Genomic DNA, 17,035 nt, shown 5'->3' with positions numbered 1-17,035 from the left:
GAAGCCGCCGAAGAGGGTCACGACCAGGTGATCATGCGCAGCGCGCGTGCCATCGTCACCGAAGAGGGCATCGCGCCGGGTGCCACCCTTCTCTACTACGGCGCCATCAAGACACTCAAACCCTTCAAGCGCACACCGGTCGACAGCATGCGGCTGTTCAACTGCCTGCTGGGCGGTCTGTTCGTCTTCTTCACGCTGCTCGCGTCCTCGAACCGCGCTCTGCCGTCCGACGCCCGGGTGTGGTTGATCGTGCTGGCGCTGTTCTCGAGTTCCATCATGCTCTTCTTCGGGTACATCGAGAATTACACCGCGCCCATGTTCTTCCTGCTCCTGTATGTGATCGCCGCGTTTCGTGCCCTGCACCGCATGGGTTCGCCGTGGCTTGCGGCGCTGCCGTTGCTGTGTGCCATCTACTGCCACATCCAGTGCGTGCTCTTCGTGCCGTCCTTCGTGTATTTGATGCTGTGGACGAAGGTCCGCGGCCGGCGCGAATTGCTCTTGCGCCGCTGGATGCCCGTGTTCAGCGCCGCCACGCTGATCTTCGTTGTCGGTGTCACGCTCTACGAGCCCATCCGCCGCTTCTACGCGCCCCTCGGGTTCAGCAACGCGGAGTACGCGCTCTTCTCCCCCGACCATCTGCTCGACGTGGTGAACGAGCTGCTCATTCTGCTGCCCATCCTGCCCACGGTGGCGGCCATGGCCTGGGTGGGCCGGCGCGCGGACCGGGCCGACGGACGGGATCCCGTCCGGGATGGGCGCGCCCTCAAGGACCCCACCGCGTGGTTCTCTCATCCGGCCGAATGGCAGTTGGTCGGGACCATCCTGGTGCCGTGCATGCTGTACCTGGTGCTGTTCCACCCCGAGATCGGCATGGCCCGCGACTGGGATCTGTTCTCCATGATGACCACCGCCATCGTGCCGCTGGTGCTGCTGGTGCTGGGACGTTACACGCGCACCACCGGGGCCGCGGCCGCCGCCACCGCACGCTTCGCCACGCCGGCACTCGTGATCGTGATGGCACTGGGGGTATCGTGGGTGGCGGTGAATGCGTCGACGGACCGTACGGTGGAGCGTTTCGAGACCATCCTCACCTACGACCAGACCCACGCGTCCTACGCGTGGGAGAACCTGGCCATCCTGCAGCAGGAGAGCGGGCAGATCAAACAGGCCATTCGGTCCATGGAGCGCGCGGTGGAGGTGTCGCACAACCCGCGCCAGATCGTCCGGCTGGCGGTCTACATCGAGGAGGACGGGCGCATCGACGAGGCCATCGCCATGCTGGAGGAGGTTCTCGTCAAGCGTCCGGAGTTCAGCAAGGCGCGTTTCCGGCTGGTGATGTTCCTGGAGAAGAAGGGGCAGTGGGACAAGATGCTGCCGGTTGCGCGCGACGGCGTGAAGTACTCACCGGAGGACGCCATCTACCACTTCATGTACGGTGAATGCCTGCTGCGCGCGGGTCAGACGGAAGACGCGATGCAGATCTTCCGCGTCTGTCAGACCATGGATCTCCCGCAGACGGTCAAGCAGTACATCGCGGCCACACTGGCCCAGCACGAAGGAAAGTAGATCTTAGTCCTCTCCACCATCTGCATCTGCATCTGCATCTGCGTCTTCGTCTTCCACATCGCTCGTATCCGGCGGCAGCACCGCGTTCTCAATGAGGGCGGCGCCGTAGCCGTCCTTGACGATGGAGTTGTACGAGAACAGCGCATAGCCGGCCACGCCGACGTTGCGCAGGAGTTCCACCGACTCGGCAAGGTATTCCTCGCGCCCGTCGAATACACCCAGCCCGATCAGGAAGCGGTCGCGACCCACCAGGCGGCCGTACACCTGCGCGCGCGCCTCCACCTCCAGGGGCGGGAAGTTGTACGCCATGGGCACCACGAAGTCCACCCAGCCCTGGTGCACCCAGCCGGCCCAGTACTGCGCCTTCTCGCGTGACGCCAGGTCCGGATCGCCCACCACCGCCGCCGACAGCGCGCGCACACCGCAGGCGGCACGAAGCCCCACCACCATGCTGTCCACGTCGGCCACGCGCTGCGCCACCGACAGGCTGTCCACCAGCGAGAGCCCGGATGCGCCCAGCGCGTCCTGCAGCCCGGCGCGATCGCCGTCTACCAGCTCCGCCGGGTCCACGCCCCAGCGCACCGCAAACGTGGCGCGGCTCACCGGATCGTAGGCGAAGGTCTTGTTGGGGTAGCGGATGTAGTCCAGGTGCACGCCGTCGATGCCGTAGTTCTCCACCAGTTCGCGAACCACGCCGGCCATGTGCCGGCGCATCCCCGGCACCGCGGGCGAAATGAAATAGCCCTCGATGCCGAGCTTCTTCCACTGATCGCGCGGCACCCGGTCCATGCGCCGTCCGCGCGCGTCGGTGAGCAGCCACTCCGGGTGGAGCGCCATGAGATGGTTGGGCGGAGGCGTTTCCGCGGGGTTGGACCACACCAGGTACACGTTGAGCCACGCGTGCACCGAGATTCCCTCGCGCTGCGCCAGGGTGACCAGGTAGGCGAGGGGATCGAAATCAGAAAGGGGTGCGGTGAGAATGGACGCACGCGGCTCGGTGCTGGACCGGTAGAAGGCGTCACCGCGTCCGCGCACCTGCACGAAGAGCATATGCGTGCGCGTCAGCACCGCAAAATCGATCAAGCGGGTGATGGACTCGGGCGTGACCAGAGCGTCGCGCACCACCCACAGGGCGCGCACCTCTTCGTTTGGGAGTACGGGGGTGTGAGTCCGCAGTCGCTCCAGGTAGGGCATTGCAAAGGGCTCGCCGGGCGCGATGCTGTCGACGAGTGTCACCTGTGCAAACGCGGAAGCCCCTCCCGGTGGAAGGGGCTCCCATAACATCCAAATCGAAGCGATCAGGACCGAGACGCTTGCCGCCGCCCGGAAACCGCGCGCCATCGAGCGACTACCCGGATTTCTTGGACTTCGTCTTGGGCGTGGCCTTGGCCTTGGAGCCGGTCTTCTTGCCCCCGGCAGCCTTGCCCTTGCCGGCTTCGTCTTTCTTGCCCTTGGCTCGCTTGTCCTTCGCCGCCTGGTCCTTGGAAGCCTTGTCCGGCGCGGCCTTGGCCTTGCGCGGTTTCTTCTTGGGCTTCTCCTCGCCCTCGGCCGCCTCGGCGTCCGCTGCCTTCGACCTGGCCTTGGCCTTCTTGCCCTTGACCGGCTTCTCCGGCTCGGCGGCATCCTTGCTCACCCCGCGGATCAGCGGCTTCTTGGTGACTTCGGTGTCCACCAGTTCCAGCAGCACGAGGCGCGCGTTGTCGCCCACGCGGTTCTGCGCGAGGCGGATGATGCGGGTGTAACCCCCGTTGCGTTCCAGGTACAGCGGCGCCAGCTCGTCGAACAGCTTGCGCAACACCTCGGTGCCGCGGACAAACCGGCCCGCCTGGCGCCAGTGCGCCAGCGCGGTGGCCTCCATGCGCTGCGCCTCGGCTTCCTTACCGGAAGACTTCAGGCTCTGGCACTCCTGGTGCGCGCGGTAGCCCTTCTTGGCCCGCGTGATGAGACGCTCCGCAACGCGGCGCGCCTCCTTGGCCTTGGGCCCGGTGGTGGTGATCCGCTCGGACTGAAAGAGGGATGTCACCATGCTGCGCATGAGCGCTTTACGGTGGGACGCCGTCCGTCCAAGCTTGCGATGATCAACGCGATGTCTCATGTCTTTTCCCTGTCCTGCCTGGTTGGCCGGGGGCGTTCAACACCCACCGGCGCGGATTACGAATTCTCGATTGCGATCTCGCTGTCGCTGTCGCTGTCCGAATCGTCGTCGTCGTCGTCCTCGATGTCCATGTCGACATCCACGGGCATGTCGTCCGGCGCGCTCGGCCTCGGCGCCTTGCCACCGAGCAGTGCGTCGACATCCATGCCCAGGTGCAGGCCCATGCCGGCGAGGATCTCGCTGATCTCCTTGAGGCTCTGCTTGCCGAAGTTGCGGTACTTGAGCATCTCGGGCTCGGTGCGGCGCACCAGTTCACCCAGCGTGCGTATGTTGGCACGGCGCAAGCAGTTACCTGAGCGCACGGACAGCTCCAGCTCCTCGACGCTGCGGCCCATCAACTCGCGCAGCCGCTCGCGCTCCTCGTCCACCTCGGGCTCCTGCTCTTCCATGGGCGCCTCATCGAACTTGATGAAGAGCAGCATGTGATCCTTGACGATCTTGGCGGCGAAACCCAGCGCGTCCTCGGGGCGAACGCTGCCGTTGGTGACGATCTCCAGGATGAGACGGTCGTAGTCGGTCCGCTGACCCACGCGCGTGTTCTCTACCGTGTACGCAACCTTGCGCACCGGCGAGAAATTGGCGTCCAGCGGGATCAGGCCGATGTCGTAGTCGCCCAGGTCGTGGGTCTCGCCGGCCACATAGCCGCGGCCATGACCGATGAGGATGTCCATCTCCACCTCGACCGCTTCGGTCGCGGTGCACAGTACCAGGTCCTTGTTGACGATCTCGATGTCGGCATCCGGCTCGATGTCCGCCGCCGTGATCGGTCCCTGGCGGGTGACCTTGAGCTTAATGAACTTGGGTTCGTCGTTGTGCATCACCACGACGAGCTGTTTGAGATTCAGCACCACGTCGGTGACGTCTTCCATAACGCCCGGAATATTGGCCAGCTCGTGCAGTACGCCCTTGATACGGACGGCCGTCACGGCGGCACCCTGAATGGATGACAGCAGCGTGCGGCGCAGCACGTTGCCCAACGTGAGTCCGAAGCCACGCTCCAGCGGTTCCACGATGAAGCGTGAAACGCTCTCGGTCGCCGTGGTCTCGTCTCGAACGATCTCCTTCGGCATCAGAAGATTACGCCATTTCATGCAGACTTCCTCCTCCCTGCGGGACGGTCGGTGACGTTACTTGGAGTAGAGCTCCACGATGAGCTGTTCGTCCACCGGCACCGGAATCACGTCGCGCGTCGGAATCTCCGTGAATGTGCCTTCGAGCTTGTTGGTGTCCAGGTCCAGATACGGAACGGCCTGGCGCGCGTCGACGTTCTTGATGGCCTCACGGATGATAAAGAGCTCCTTGCTCTTTCCGCGCGGCGTAATGCGGTCTCCCGGCGACACAAGGTAGCTCGGGATATTCACCCGCTTACCGTTCACATCGAAGTGGCTGTGCCGGATCAACTGCCTCGCCTGTGCACGCGACGTCGTGAAACCGAGACGGAATACGACGTTGTCGAGACGGCGCTCGAGCAGCTGGAGCAGGGTCGTACCCGTGACGCCCTTCTGCTGCACGGCCTTGTGGAAGTAGTTGCGGAACTGCCGCTCCAGCAGACCATAGGTCTTGCGCAGCTTCTGCTTCTCGCGCAGCTGGGTGTTGTACTTCGATGACTTCCGCTGGCGCGCCTTGCCATGCTGCCCCGGCGGGAAATTGCGCTTTTCTATGGCGCACTTGTTTGAATAGCAACGGTCCCCCTTGAGGAAGAGCTTCTCTCCCTCACGACGGCACAGCTTGCATTTGGCATCACGATACCTGGCCATTCATTCCTCCATAAGCATAGCCGCGAGGCTATACCCGGCGCCGCTTCCTCGGGCGGCAGCCATTGTGCGGCTGGGGTGTGCAATCCTTGACCGCGATCACGTCGAGGCCGGCGCCACGCAACGAACGGATGGCGGCCTCGCGGCCAGCACCCGGTCCCTTGATCCACGCCTCCACCTTGCGCATTCCCATCTCGATTGCCTCGCGAGCGCATCGCTCGGCGGCGAGCTGCGCTGCAAACGGGGTGCTCTTGCGCGACCCCTTGAAACCCACCATGCCCGGGCTCGCCCACGACACGACCGCCCCGGTCATATCCGTGATGGTAATGATGGTGTTGTTGAACGTCGACTTGATGTGGGCAATGCCCGCCACGTCGACCTTCTTCGACTTCTTCTTGCCGCCACTACGTTTCGGCTTGGTCGTCAACGCTGTCCTCCTTGCACGCGGGCCGCTCTCTGCGGCTGCCGCGTCGGGTCACTACTTCTTGACGGGCTTCTTCTTGCCAACGCCCGGACGCACCTTGGGGCCTTTGCGCGTGCGCGCGTTGGTGCGCGTACGCTGACCATTCACGGGCAGATTCACGCGATGACGCCGCCCACGATAACAATTGATATCGATCAAACGCTTGATGTTGAAGCTGAGCTCGGTGCGCAGCTCACCCTCCACCTTGAATTCGTTCTCGATGATATTGCGAAGCTTGATGCCCTGCTCTTCGAGAAGATTCTTCACGCGCAAGCTCGGTTCGATGCTGGCTTTGGCGCAGATGCGCTCCGCCGACTTCGGCCCGATGCCGTAGATGTAGGTCAGCGCGATAACGACGCGCTTGTCATTTGGAATGTCTACGCCTGCAATTCGCACGGCTCTCCGGTCTCCTTTCCCAGCCTTGCGCGCCCATCGCATGCGATGGCGCGCTCAACAACTAACCCTGGCGCTGCTTGTGGCGCTTGTGCTTGCAGATCACCCGCAGCACACCTTTGCGCCGGATGAGTTTGCAATCCGGACAAATCTTCCTGATAGAGCTTCTGACTTTCATGACACTTTTCCTCCGCGATCGTTCTATTTGTACCGATAGACGATTCGGCCCTTGGTCGGATCGTACGCGGAAATTTCGATCGTCACGCGGTCTCCGGGCAGAATCTTGATGAAGTGCATCCGCATCTTCCCGGAAACGTGGGCCAGCACCACATGCTTGTTGGCCAGCTCCACCCGGAACATGGTGTTGGGCAGGGCCTCAACAACCGTTCCTTCCACTGTGATCGAGTCGTCTTTCGCCATACAGCCTTTCGTTTCTGCCTACTACTAGCGCGTCAGGATGCGCGGTCCGTCTTTCGTCACCGCCACCGTGTCTTCGAAGTGCGCGGACGTCTTCTTGTCCGCGGTGACGATGGTCCATCCGTCCTCGAGCGTGAACACCTCCGCGGTGCCCAGGTTGATCATGGGCTCGATGGCGATCACGAGCCCCTCCTCGAGAACCGGTCCCTGCCGCGGCGGCCCGAAATTGGGAACCTGCGGATCCTCGTGCATCCGCTCCCCGATGCCGTGCCCCACCAGCGACCGCACCACCGCAAACCCCGCCTTGCGCGCACGCGACTCGACCGCGTGCGAAATATCCGTGAGGCGGTTGCCGGGCCGCGCCTGGTCGATGCCCGCTTCCAGGCAGTCCCAGGTCACGTCAAGCAGGCGCTGCGCCTCCTGGCTGATGCGCCCCACCGGAATCGTGCGCGCCGAGTCAACGTAGTACCCGTCGCGAAACACGCCGATGTCCAGCCCCACCACGTCACCCTCCACGAACGCCCGGTCATCCGGAATCCCGTGCACGACCTCCTCGTTCACCGAGATACAGGTCGAAGCCGGGTAGCCGTGAAATCCCTTGAACGCCGGCTTCCCGCCGCGCTCCAGGATCAGGCGCTCGATCTCCGCGTCCAGTTCGCGCCGTGTCCGGCCGGGCCGGATGAAATCACGCGCAAACGCAAAACACTCAACCACGATGGTCCCATTGGCCTGCATGATCTCAATCTGATCAGGCTTCTTCAGGACGATCATGACAACACACGCTCGATGGCCCGTGTTACCTTGTCGACCGGCATGGCGCCGTCGACCTCGTGCAGGGTCACACTGCCCCGGTAGTGCTCCAGGATCGGTCGCGTCTGTTTCTCGTACACATCCAGCCGCGCCGCGATCGTCTCGGGCTTGTCGTCGTCGCGCTGCACCAGCGTTCCACCGCAACGGTCGCAAACGCCTTCCACAGCCGGCGGATTATTTTTCACGTGCCAGACGGTCTTGCACTGCGTGCAGGTCCGCCGGCCCGACAGCCGGTCCACCACCGCGTCCCGATCCACGTCCAGCACCACCACCGCGTCGATCTTCTGTCCCAGTTCCGCGAGCAGCCCGTCCAGGCCCTGTGCCTGGCCGATGGTGCGCGGGAAGCCGTCGAGGAGCCATCCCTTGAGGTCTCCGTCCCCACCCACGGCGACGATGGCGTCGCGCATCAGCGCGAGGACGATGTCGTCGGAGACGAGCTGGCCCGAGGCCAGAACGTGCTTCACTTTCTTCCCCAGCTCCGTTTCCCGGGCCACCGCGTCTCGCAGCAGGTCACCCGTGGACAAATGTCGAAGCTTCATATCGTCCCGGAGCCGCTCGGCCTGCGTTCCCTTGCCGGATCCGGGGGGACCAAACAAAACCAGATTCATCTATCCCCTGCGCCCCCGCAAGCGGCCGTGCTTCACGAATCCTTCGTAGTGGCGCATCAGCAGGTGCGACTCCACCTGGCGCAGGGTGTCGAGCATTACGCCCACCACGATCAAGAGGCCGGTGCCACCAAAGTAGAAGGGCACATTGGCCTGGCGGATCAGGATGTCGGGCAGGACCGCGATGAACGCGAGAAAGATGGCGCCCGGCAATGTGATGCGCGTGAGAATGCGATCGATGTACTCGGCGGTGCGCTTGCCGGGGCGGATGCCCGGAATGAAGCCGCCGGACTTCTTCATGTTATCGGCCAGGTCCACCGGGTTGAGCACGATGGCCGTGTAGAAGTACGTGAAGAAGATGATGATCAACGAATACAGAACGATGTAGACCATGTGCCCCGGCGACAGCCATAGCGTGATGGTCTGCAGGAAGGTCACGTTCTGGAAGAACGCGGCGATGGTTCCCGGAAACATGATCAACGACTGCGCAAAGATAATGGGGATCACGCCCGCGATGTTCACACTCAGCGGGATGAAGCTGGCCTGGCCGCCGTACACCTTGCGGCCCACCACGCGCTTGGCGTATTGCACCGGAATGCGCCGCTGTCCCTGGGTGACAAAGATGATCGCCGCCGTGATAAACACCATGACCAGCAGCAGGATGGCCAGCTTGAAGGGTGTCATCTGGCCCAGCTGGACCGCCCGCAGCGTGTTGAGCGCGTCAATCGGGTAGCGGGCGATGATGCCGATGGTAATAATGAGCGAAATGCCGTTGCCGATGCCCCGCTCCGTGATCTGTTCGCCGAGCCACATGACGAAGACGGTTCCCGCGGTGAGCGTCAGTACGGTCAGCAGGCGGAAGCCCCAGCCGGGGAACATCACCGCCGACGCTCCACTCGGTCCCGACATGTTCTCGAGGAACATGGCGATACCGAAGCCCTGGATCACGGACAGCACCACCGTTCCGTAACGTGTGTACTGGGTGATCTTCTTGCGCCCCTCGTCGCCCTCCTTGGCCAGCTTCTCGAAGTACGGAATGACCGCCTGGAAGAGCTGCAGGATGATGGAGGCGCTGATGTAGGGCATGATGCCCAGCGCGAAGATGGTGGCCTTCTCCAGGTTGCCACCGGCGAACAGGTCGTACAGCCCCAGGATGGTTCCCCGCTGGCGTTCGAAGAACTCCGCCATCACGGCAGCGTCGACACCGGGCGTTGTGATATGCCCCCCGACGCGATACACGACGAGCAGCCCCAGGGTGAACAACACCCGGCGCTTCAACTCGGGAATACTGAAGATTTCCTGAATCTTGTTGAACATGACTTCCTAATAATTCCTGCGTCAGCGACCCGGGGTCACTTGACGATGTTCACCTGGCCGCCGGCCTTTTCGACCGCTTCGCGTGCCTTCTTGCTGCACGCGTGCACCGTGATGTTGAGCACCTTGTTGATCTCGCCATTGCCGAGCAGCTTTACCCTGCCGCTGGCCTTGCGCACGAGACCGCTCTCGAGGAGCTTGTCGACATCGACGGTGGCATTGGCTTCAAACCGTTCCAGATCGACCAGGTTCACAACCTGATAGGCGACCCGGAAAATATTCGTGAACCCGCGCTTGGGGAGGCGGCGCTGCAGCGGCATCTGGCCGCCCTCGTACCACGCGTGCATGGTGTTACCGGAACGCGCCTGGGTTCCCTTGTGGCCCTTGGTGGACGTCTTGCCGTGACCGGAACCCGGTCCACAGCCCACGCGCTTGCGCCGCTTCTTTGCTCCCGAGGCCGGCTTCAGTTTGCTCAGATCCATGATCCTACTCCTCCACCCTTACCAGGTGACGGACCTGGTGGATCATGCCGCGGATCTGCGGCGTGTCCACCTTCTCGATGGTCTGCTGATGATGCCTGAACCCGAGCGCCTCCATGGTGCGGTGGTGCTTGGGCAGGGCGCCGCTCAGGCTCTTTACCTGCTTGATGCGTATGGTCTTCTTATTCGCCACTGCGTGCCTCGATTCCGAACAGCTGGTTGATGGAGATCCCACGCCGGCGCGCCACATCCTTGGCACTCTTCAACTGCTCGAGTGCCTCCATGGTGGCCTTGGTCAGGTTGTGCGGGTTGGTGGAACCCAGCGACTTGGCCAGCACGTCGCGAACCCCCGCCGACTCCATGACGGCGCGCACCGCACCGCCGGCGATCACGCCGGTACCCGCGGTGGCCGGCTTGAGGATGACCTTGCCGGCGCCGTGCTTGCCGTAAACGGTGTAGGGAATCGTGCCACCCATCAAGGGGATACGCACCATTCCACGCTTGGCAACTTCACCCGCCTTGCGGATGGCATCGCTGATTTCGTTCGACTTGCCCAGGCCGATTCCCACGCGGCCCATGCCGTCACCCACGCACACCAGCGCGTTAAAGCTGAAGCGGCGTCCGCCCTTTACCACCTTGGCCACGCGGTTCACGTAGATGGTGGTCTCGATGTATTCGGGGCCCCCGCGATCGCGATCCCCGCGCGGTCCGCCGCGGCGTCCTCGATCGTCCTTGCCCCGATTGGGCCCGCTGCCCCGCTGCGGGCCGCGTCCACGCTGCCCGGGGCGGTTGTCTGAGCGCTGGTTGGTTCCGGTTTCCACTACGACGTCCTCCGTCCGTGTGCTGATGAACTAAAACTCGAGACCGTGCTTGCGCGCGGATTCCGCGAGCTCCGCGACACGGCCGTGATAGAGATAGCCGCCGCGGTCGAATGCTACTTTGCTGACGCCCTTTTCCCTGGCCGCCTCGGCGAGGAGCCGGCCCACTTCGCGCGCCAGCACCTTCTTGCGTCCGGCCGGCGCGGCGTCCGCGGCCTTGGCCTTCTTCTTGCCCTTTGCCTTGCCTTCGGCCTTGCCCTCGGCGTCCGGCGCGGGTTCGGGCGCGGCCTTCGGCAGTTCGAGCTTCAAGCTCGAAACCGACACCAGCGTCTTTCCCGCCGTGTCGTCGATGATCTGCGCATAGATATGCGTGTTCGAACGGAACACGCACACCCTCGGGCGCTCAGGCGTTCCTACAACCCGGTTGCGCACGCGCTTGTGACGGCGCCACCGCTTGTACTCACTGGGATTGTGCATCTTCTTCTTCATGACGATTTCCTCTTATATACCGCTACGCGCCACTGGCGGCCGACTTGCCGGCCTTGCGCACGATGGTTTCGTCGGAGTACTTCACACCCTTGCCCTTGTAGGGCTCCGGCGGACGCAGGGCGCGGATCTCCGAAGCCACCTGGCCCACGCGCTGCCGGTCGATTCCGGAAATGCGCACCTTGGTCGGCTCCGGCGTCTCCACCGTGACACCTTCCGGCACCGGGAACTCAACGGGGTGCGAAAAGCCCAGGGTGAGCGTCACCGATTTCCCCTTGGACTCGGCCTTGTAACCCACGCCGATGATCTCGAGCTCGCGCGACCAGCCGACCGACACGCCCTTGACCATGTTGGCCAGGTGTGCGCGCGTGGTCCCGTGCAGGGCACGAACAGGCTTCAAATCGTTCTCGCGCGTCACCACGATGTTGTTGCCCTCAACGGCCACCTTGCAGCCATTGGGAACGGGCAGCGAGAGGGCACCCTTGGAGCCCTCCACGGTGACCTGGGAACCGTCGACGTTCACGGTCACTCCCGCCGGAATGCTCACCGGCTGTTTTCCGATTCGAGACATCTTCAAACCGTCCGTTTCGTTACCAGACTTCGCACATGATCTCGCCGCCGATGCCACGCTTGCGGCACTCGATGTCGGTGAGAATACCCTGTGACGTCGACACTATGGCGATGCCGTAGCCGCCAAGTACGCGTGGCAGGTGCGTGCGGCCCGTGTACACCCTGCGGCTGGGGCGGCTGACGCGCTGCGCACCGGCAATCACCGGCGTGTTCTCGCGGGTGTACTTCAGGTAGACCCGCAGGAGCCCCTGGCGGTCGTCCTCGATGTACTTCACCCCGCTCACATAGCCGGAATCGAGCAGGATCTTGCTCATCTGCGCCTTCACGCGCGATGCCGGGATGTCCACGTACTTCTGCTTCGAATTCGAGGCGTTGCGCAGCCTCGTCAGGTAGTCCGCAATCGGATCTGTCATCGCCATAATTTTCTCTTCTCTCTTCCGACGCTAGCGGATCGTATCGGACGTTCGACGCGATTTCCGCAGCGCGCTCTTATAGATCGTTCGCGCGAGGACCTGAGCGGAGAACGTCCGAACGGTCCGCGCGGATACCTACCAGCTAGCTTTGACCACGCCCGGGACTTCGCCCTGCAGGGCGAGGTCGCGGAAACAGATTCGGCACAGGCCGAACCTGCGCAGGTATGCGCGCGACCGGCCGCACTTGTTGCAGCGGTGATAGGCGCGCACCTTGAACTTCGGGGTCCGATTGGATTTCACAATCCACGATTTCTTGGCCACGGTTTCCTTCCTGCCGTTCTTGGTGCCGTCGCTAGTTCTTGCGGAACGGCATCTTCATGTGCGTCAGCAACGCGAGCGCCTGCTCGTCAGTGCGCGCCGACGTCACGATCGTAATGTCCATCCCGAAGACCTGAACGATCTTGTCGTACTCGATCTCCGGGAAAATGATGTGTTCCTTGATGCCCATCGTGAAGTTTCCGCGCCCGTCGAAACCGCGCGACGGCACGCCGCGGAAGTCACGAATACGGGGCAGCGAGACGTTTACCAGCCGGTCATAGAATTCGTACATGCGCTCGCCGCGCAGGGTCACCTTGCAGCCAATGGGCATGTTCTCGCGCAGCTTGAAGGCCGCCACCGAGACGCGCGCGCGGTTGAGACGCGGCTTCTGTCCGGTGATCAGCGCCAGGTCGTCCATGGCGGAGTCGACCAGCTTTCCATTGGACACGGCCTCGCCCACGCCCATGTTGACCACGATCTTCTCGATACGCGGAACTTCCATGACGTTCTTGAAGCCGAAGTCCTTCCGCAGCGCGGGGACGACTTCCTTCTCATAAATCTCACGCAGTCTGGCCATCATTCTTCTCCGTCAGGATCGCAGCTACTCGCCGGTGAGCATCTCTTCGCAGGAGTTGCAGACCCGCACCTTTTTGCCTGAAAGCGTACCGCTGTGGGTACGCGAGGGCTTTCCGCATTTGGGACACACCAGCATCACATTGGAGACATGAATCGAGGCTTCCTTCTCGATAATGCCGCCCTGCTGCTGCTGCGACCGCGGACGCGTGTGACGCTTGACCAGCTGGATCTTCTCCACGATCACGCGATTCTTGTCCGGAACCACCTTGATCACACGTCCGGTCTTACCCTTGTAGTTGCCGGAAATAACTTTGACTGTGTCGTTTTTGACGATGCGCTCCATGACCACTCCCGTGCTACAGCACCTCAGGCGCGAGCGAAACGATCTTCATGAACTTCTTGTCGCGCAGTTCGCGCGCCACCGGGCCGAAAATACGGGTCCCGATGGGCTCCTTGTTGTCGTTGATGATCACGGCGGCGTTCTCATCGAAGCGGATAAACGTCCCGTCGTCGCGACGCGTCTCCTTGGTGGTGCGGACGATTACCGCCTTGGCCACCTGCCCCTTCTTCACCAGGCCGCCCGGAATGGCGACCTTCACCGACACCGAAATGATGTCGCCGATGGTGGCGCTGTTCTTGCGCGTCGATCCGATCACCTGGATGCACTGCAGACGCTTTGCACCCGAGTTATCGGCAACCTGAAGCATGGTTTGCATTCTGATCATAGTCGTTACCTACCGAATTCCTTCGAGGCTACTTTGCGCGCTCGATGACTTCGATCAGACGCCAGCGCTTGAGCTTGCTGAGCGGCCGCGTCGACATCACGAGGACCTTGTCCCCGATGTTGCACGTGTTTTCTTCGTCGTGGGCGTAGAGCTTGGTGGTTCGCTTCACGTACTTGCCGTAGGAGCTGTGCTTCACCAGACGTTCCACCGACACCACGATGGTCTTGTTCATCTTGGCGCTCTCCACCAGGCCGACGAAGGTCTTGCGTCGGTTCTCGCGGGGCGTTGCGTTCGTTTCCGTCATCTTTATCCGTCCTGTACTCCGCTACTTGGCGGCCAACTGCTTCTGACGAATGAGGGTCCGGGCCCGTGCGATGTCCTTGCGCAGGTGGCGCACACGCAGCGGGTTGTCCAACTGGCGCAAAACAAGCTTGACGCGCAGGTTGGCCAGCTCATCGAGCAGCGTCTCCTGGTGCGCCTTGAGCTCTTCGATGTTCATTTCTCTCAACTCTTGCGCCTTCATCTCCTAGTCCTCCTGATTGCGCCGCACGAACTTGGTCTTGAGGGGCAGCTTGGAAGCCGCCAGGTCAAGGGCACGCTGCGCCACATCCGCCGGTACGCCCTCCAGTTCAAACAACACCCGGCCGGGCTTGACCACGGCAACCCAGTACTCCGGGCTGCCCTTTCCCTTACCCATGCGCGTCTCGGCCGGCTTCACCGTGACCGGCTTGTCCGGAAAGATCCGGATCCAGAGCTTACCGGCACGCTTCATGTGTCGCGTGATCGCCACACGGGCCGCCTCGATCTGGCGGTTGGTGATCCACTGCGGCTCCAGGGCCTTCAGACCGTACTCACCGAACGAGATCGACGAGCCACGGGTAGCCTGTCCGCTCATGCGCCCGCGCTGTTGCTTGCGGTGTTTTACGCGCTTCGGCATCAACATGACTTACTTGGCCCCCTCTCCGGCCCGAGCGAGCGACTTCTTGAACTCCTCGGGGAAGATCTCGCCCTTGTAGATCCAAACCTTCACGCCCACGCAACCAAACGTGGTGTGGGCGGTGGCGCGCGCAAAGTCGATGTCGGCGCGCAGCGTGTGGAGCGGAACCCGCCCCTCGTGGTAACCCTCGCAGCGCGCGATTTCCGAACCGCCCAGCCGGCCCGAACACTGCACCTTGATGCCCTGCGCGCCCATGCGCATTGCCGACTGCAGCGTCTTCTTCATGGCGCGGCGGAAGGCGACGCGTTGCGTCAACTGCATGGCGATGTGCTCGGCCACCAGTTGCGCGTTCAGCTCGGGCTTCTTGACGTCCTTGATGTTGATCTGCACCTCTCGCCCGCAACGCTGCTTCAGTTCTTCGCGCAGCAGGTCGACTTCCGACCCCTTGCGGCCGATGACCATGCCCGGACGCGCCGTAAAGATGTTGACGATGGCCTTCTCGCCCGAGCGCTCGATCTCAATGCGGGCCACGCCGGCGCGGAACAGACGTCGCTTGACGTAGTTGCGAACCTTGATGTCCTCGTCCAGCCACTTGGCGTAGTCCTTGGACGAGAACCAGCGCGAGTCCCAGGTCCGGTTGATCCCCAGACGAAAACCGACGGGATGGGTCTTCTGTCCCATTACATCAACCTCCACACTGCTCTGTCGCCGCTACGCATTCTCGGCTCCCTCCGTCAACGACACGATTACCTTGATGTGACTGCTGCGCTTGCGAATCCGGTATGCCCGGCCCTGCGCACGCGGCCGTATGCGGTACAGGGTCCGTCCCTCGTCGATCAGGATCGACTTGACGAACATGTCCTCGGCCGAAACCGCCCCGCCGTGCTTGTTGACGAGGTTGTGCATGGCCGACCGGATGGTCTTGCTCACCGCCGCCGACGCCGCCCGCCTGGTCAGGCGCAGCGTAACGAGGGCGTTGTCGACATTCTGACCGCGAACCAGGTCCGCCAGCTGGCGAACCTTGCGCGGCGGGAAGCCGACATGTTTGGATACTGCGTACGCGTCCATGATTCCGTCCTGTTGATGGCCGTTGAACTACTTCTTGGCCGCTTTCTCTTCCTTGGTCTTGTGCGTATGGCCGCGGAACTGGCGCGTCAGCGAAAACTCGCCGACCTTGTGTCCCACCATGTTCTCCGTCACGTAGACCGGAATGAATTGCTTGCCGTTGTGAACCGCCAGCGTGTGACCGATCATCTCCGGCGAAATCGTCGAGCGGCGGGCCCACGTCTTGATGACGCGCCTCTCGCCCTTCTGGTTCATCGTCGTGACCTTCTTCAGAAGCTTCTCGTCAATGAACGGCCCCTTCTTGAGACTCCTCGCCATATCGACCTCTTATCCTTCCGTCTTCTTCTTGCCGCGGCGACGAATGATCAACCGCGTGCTGGACTTTCTGTGCTTGCGCGTCTTGCGCCCATCCGGCCGGCCCGAAGGGCTGCAACCCGGGCGTCCGCCGCTGGACTTGCCCTCGCCGCCGCCGAGCGGGTGATCCACCGGGTTCATCGCAACACCGCGCACGGTGGGACGCCGTCCCAGCCAGCGCGTGCGCCCGGCCTTGCCACTCACCACGTTCTCGTGATCCAGGTTGCCCACCTGGCCCACGGTGGCGAAACACTCCCTGCGCACCATGCGCATCTCACCCGAAGGCAGGCGCAGGGTGGCATAGTCGCCGTCCTTGGCCATGAGCTGTGCGAACGAGCCCGCCGAGCGCGCCATCTGGCCGCCCTTGCCCGCCACCAGCTCGATGTTGTGCACCATGGTGCCCACCGGAATCTTCTCCAGCGGCAGCGCGTTGCCCGGCTTGATGTCGGCCTCGCTGCCCGCCATCACCGTGTCGCCCACCTTGAGGTCGTTGGGCGCGATGATGTAGCTCTTCTCGCCATCCGCGTACTGCAACAGCGCGATGCGCGAGGTGCGGTTCGGATCGTATTCGATGGATGCCACCTTGGCGGGAACATCCGTCTTGCGGCGCTTGAAGTCGACGATCCGGTACAGGCGCTTGTGCCCGCCACCGTGACGACGCGCGGTCTGGCGTCCGAGGTTGTTGCGCCCCCCGGACTTCTTGAGTCCCTCGGTGAGGGACTTTTCCGGACCCACCTTGGTGATCTCGGCAAAGTCCGACACGGTGCGATAGCGCAGCGTCGGCGTAATCGGTCTGAACTTTTTGACACCCATCGCA

29 protein-coding genes are annotated in these 17,035 nt (G+C 62.9%); 1 reads left to right on the top strand and 28 read right to left on the bottom strand.

The window, feature by feature from the left end; genetic code table 11:
* The coding region (locus OEX18_12840; protein MDH4338151.1) for a tetratricopeptide repeat protein at window positions 1–1,566 on the top strand (1,566 nt) is incomplete at its 5' end.
* 3 nt (window positions 1,567–1,569) lie between these two features.
* On the opposite strand, the gene OEX18_12835 is transcribed toward OEX18_12840, so the two are convergent.
* The 28 genes from OEX18_12835 to rplB form a co-directional block, all read right to left on the bottom strand.
* A complete protein-coding gene (locus OEX18_12835; GenBank protein ID MDH4338150.1) occupies window positions 1,570–2,802 on the bottom strand; it encodes a family 10 glycosylhydrolase in 1,233 nt (410 codons plus the stop codon).
* Window positions 2,803–2,914: 112 nt separating this feature from the next.
* Window positions 2,915–3,661, bottom strand: coding sequence for a 50S ribosomal protein L17 (rplQ, locus tag OEX18_12830; protein ID MDH4338149.1), 747 nt, complete (start codon window positions 3,659–3,661; stop codon window positions 2,915–2,917).
* Window positions 3,662–3,717: 56 nt separating this feature from the next.
* Window positions 3,718–4,812 (bottom strand): DNA-directed RNA polymerase subunit alpha, encoded by a 1,095-nt coding sequence (locus tag OEX18_12825; protein ID MDH4338148.1) that lies wholly within the window; start codon window positions 4,810–4,812, stop codon window positions 3,718–3,720.
* A 36-nt stretch (window positions 4,813–4,848) separates the two neighbouring features.
* A complete protein-coding gene (rpsD, locus tag OEX18_12820; GenBank protein ID MDH4338147.1) occupies window positions 4,849–5,478 on the bottom strand; it encodes a 30S ribosomal protein S4 in 630 nt (209 codons plus the stop codon).
* Between the two features lie 28 nt (window positions 5,479–5,506).
* The gene (gene rpsK / locus OEX18_12815; GenBank protein MDH4338146.1) at window positions 5,507–5,902 is read right to left on the bottom strand and encodes a 30S ribosomal protein S11; all 396 of its coding nucleotides are present in this window, start codon (window positions 5,900–5,902) and stop codon (window positions 5,507–5,509) included.
* A 51-nt stretch (window positions 5,903–5,953) separates the two neighbouring features.
* On the bottom strand, window positions 5,954–6,334 hold the full coding sequence (gene rpsM / locus OEX18_12810) for a 30S ribosomal protein S13 (GenBank protein ID MDH4338145.1): 381 nt from the start codon (window positions 6,332–6,334) through the stop codon (window positions 5,954–5,956).
* Window positions 6,335–6,395: 61 nt separating this feature from the next.
* Window positions 6,396–6,509 carry a 50S ribosomal protein L36 gene (gene rpmJ, locus OEX18_12805; GenBank protein ID MDH4338144.1) on the bottom strand — a complete coding sequence of 38 codons (114 nt, stop codon included), beginning with the start codon at window positions 6,507–6,509 and terminating at the stop codon, window positions 6,396–6,398.
* A 23-nt stretch (window positions 6,510–6,532) separates the two neighbouring features.
* The gene (gene infA / locus OEX18_12800) at window positions 6,533–6,751 is read right to left on the bottom strand and encodes a translation initiation factor IF-1 (GenBank protein MDH4338143.1); all 219 of its coding nucleotides are present in this window, start codon (window positions 6,749–6,751) and stop codon (window positions 6,533–6,535) included.
* A gap of 24 nt (window positions 6,752–6,775) precedes the next feature.
* On the bottom strand, window positions 6,776–7,519 hold the full coding sequence (gene map / locus OEX18_12795; protein ID MDH4338142.1) for a type I methionyl aminopeptidase: 744 nt from the start codon (window positions 7,517–7,519) through the stop codon (window positions 6,776–6,778).
* Window positions 7,516–8,166 (bottom strand): adenylate kinase, encoded by a 651-nt coding sequence (locus tag OEX18_12790; GenBank protein ID MDH4338141.1) that lies wholly within the window; start codon window positions 8,164–8,166, stop codon window positions 7,516–7,518. The genes map and OEX18_12790 overlap by 4 nt, the downstream gene beginning before the upstream one ends.
* A complete protein-coding gene (secY, locus tag OEX18_12785) occupies window positions 8,167–9,480 on the bottom strand; it encodes a preprotein translocase subunit SecY (GenBank protein ID MDH4338140.1) in 1,314 nt (437 codons plus the stop codon). It lies immediately after the preceding gene.
* Window positions 9,481–9,515: 35 nt separating this feature from the next.
* Complete coding sequence (gene rplO / locus OEX18_12780) at window positions 9,516–9,959, bottom strand: 50S ribosomal protein L15 (protein ID MDH4338139.1); 444 nt, start codon at window positions 9,957–9,959, stop codon at window positions 9,516–9,518.
* 4 nt (window positions 9,960–9,963) lie between these two features.
* Window positions 9,964–10,149 (bottom strand): 50S ribosomal protein L30, encoded by a 186-nt coding sequence (gene rpmD, locus OEX18_12775; GenBank protein ID MDH4338138.1) that lies wholly within the window; start codon window positions 10,147–10,149, stop codon window positions 9,964–9,966.
* Window positions 10,139–10,627: a 30S ribosomal protein S5 gene (gene rpsE / locus OEX18_12770; protein MDH4338137.1), complete on the bottom strand. Its 489-nt coding sequence runs from the start codon at window positions 10,625–10,627 to the stop codon at window positions 10,139–10,141. The genes rpmD and rpsE overlap by 11 nt, the downstream gene beginning before the upstream one ends.
* A gap of 180 nt (window positions 10,628–10,807) precedes the next feature.
* Window positions 10,808–11,251, bottom strand: a complete 444-nt coding sequence (locus tag OEX18_12765) for a 50S ribosomal protein L18 (protein ID MDH4338136.1) — start codon at window positions 11,249–11,251, stop codon at window positions 10,808–10,810.
* A gap of 34 nt (window positions 11,252–11,285) precedes the next feature.
* Entirely contained in the window at window positions 11,286–11,831 is a 546-nt protein-coding gene (gene rplF / locus OEX18_12760) for a 50S ribosomal protein L6 (protein ID MDH4338135.1), read from the bottom strand.
* A gap of 19 nt (window positions 11,832–11,850) precedes the next feature.
* A complete protein-coding gene (rpsH, locus tag OEX18_12755) occupies window positions 11,851–12,249 on the bottom strand; it encodes a 30S ribosomal protein S8 (protein ID MDH4338134.1) in 399 nt (132 codons plus the stop codon).
* Between the two features lie 129 nt (window positions 12,250–12,378).
* The gene (locus OEX18_12750) at window positions 12,379–12,564 is read right to left on the bottom strand and encodes a type Z 30S ribosomal protein S14 (protein MDH4338133.1); all 186 of its coding nucleotides are present in this window, start codon (window positions 12,562–12,564) and stop codon (window positions 12,379–12,381) included.
* A gap of 31 nt (window positions 12,565–12,595) precedes the next feature.
* Window positions 12,596–13,138: a 50S ribosomal protein L5 gene (gene rplE / locus OEX18_12745; protein ID MDH4338132.1), complete on the bottom strand. Its 543-nt coding sequence runs from the start codon at window positions 13,136–13,138 to the stop codon at window positions 12,596–12,598.
* Between the two features lie 24 nt (window positions 13,139–13,162).
* Entirely contained in the window at window positions 13,163–13,480 is a 318-nt protein-coding gene (rplX, locus tag OEX18_12740; GenBank protein ID MDH4338131.1) for a 50S ribosomal protein L24, read from the bottom strand.
* Between the two features lie 13 nt (window positions 13,481–13,493).
* On the bottom strand, window positions 13,494–13,862 hold the full coding sequence (rplN, locus tag OEX18_12735) for a 50S ribosomal protein L14 (protein ID MDH4338130.1): 369 nt from the start codon (window positions 13,860–13,862) through the stop codon (window positions 13,494–13,496).
* 28 nt (window positions 13,863–13,890) lie between these two features.
* A complete protein-coding gene (gene rpsQ / locus OEX18_12730; GenBank protein ID MDH4338129.1) occupies window positions 13,891–14,166 on the bottom strand; it encodes a 30S ribosomal protein S17 in 276 nt (91 codons plus the stop codon).
* Between the two features lie 21 nt (window positions 14,167–14,187).
* Window positions 14,188–14,385, bottom strand: coding sequence for a 50S ribosomal protein L29 (gene rpmC / locus OEX18_12725; GenBank protein MDH4338128.1), 198 nt, complete (start codon window positions 14,383–14,385; stop codon window positions 14,188–14,190).
* Window positions 14,386–14,388: 3 nt separating this feature from the next.
* Window positions 14,389–14,805: a 50S ribosomal protein L16 gene (rplP, locus tag OEX18_12720; GenBank protein ID MDH4338127.1), complete on the bottom strand. Its 417-nt coding sequence runs from the start codon at window positions 14,803–14,805 to the stop codon at window positions 14,389–14,391.
* Window positions 14,806–14,808: 3 nt separating this feature from the next.
* Complete coding sequence (gene rpsC / locus OEX18_12715) at window positions 14,809–15,480, bottom strand: 30S ribosomal protein S3 (GenBank protein MDH4338126.1); 672 nt, start codon at window positions 15,478–15,480, stop codon at window positions 14,809–14,811.
* Window positions 15,481–15,510: 30 nt separating this feature from the next.
* A complete protein-coding gene (gene rplV / locus OEX18_12710) occupies window positions 15,511–15,867 on the bottom strand; it encodes a 50S ribosomal protein L22 (protein ID MDH4338125.1) in 357 nt (118 codons plus the stop codon).
* Between the two features lie 27 nt (window positions 15,868–15,894).
* Window positions 15,895–16,182: a 30S ribosomal protein S19 gene (rpsS, locus tag OEX18_12705; GenBank protein MDH4338124.1), complete on the bottom strand. Its 288-nt coding sequence runs from the start codon at window positions 16,180–16,182 to the stop codon at window positions 15,895–15,897.
* Between the two features lie 9 nt (window positions 16,183–16,191).
* Window positions 16,192–17,031, bottom strand: a complete 840-nt coding sequence (gene rplB / locus OEX18_12700; protein MDH4338123.1) for a 50S ribosomal protein L2 — start codon at window positions 17,029–17,031, stop codon at window positions 16,192–16,194.
* Window positions 17,032–17,035 lie beyond the last annotated feature (4 nt).

This window comes from Candidatus Krumholzibacteriia bacterium (assembly GCA_029865265.1).
Lineage (GTDB): Bacteria > Krumholzibacteriota > Krumholzibacteriia > WVZY01 > JAKEHA01 > JAKEHA01.
Note: the sequence above shows the minus strand (reverse complement) of the source record. Positions and strands in the feature narration are given on the sequence as shown.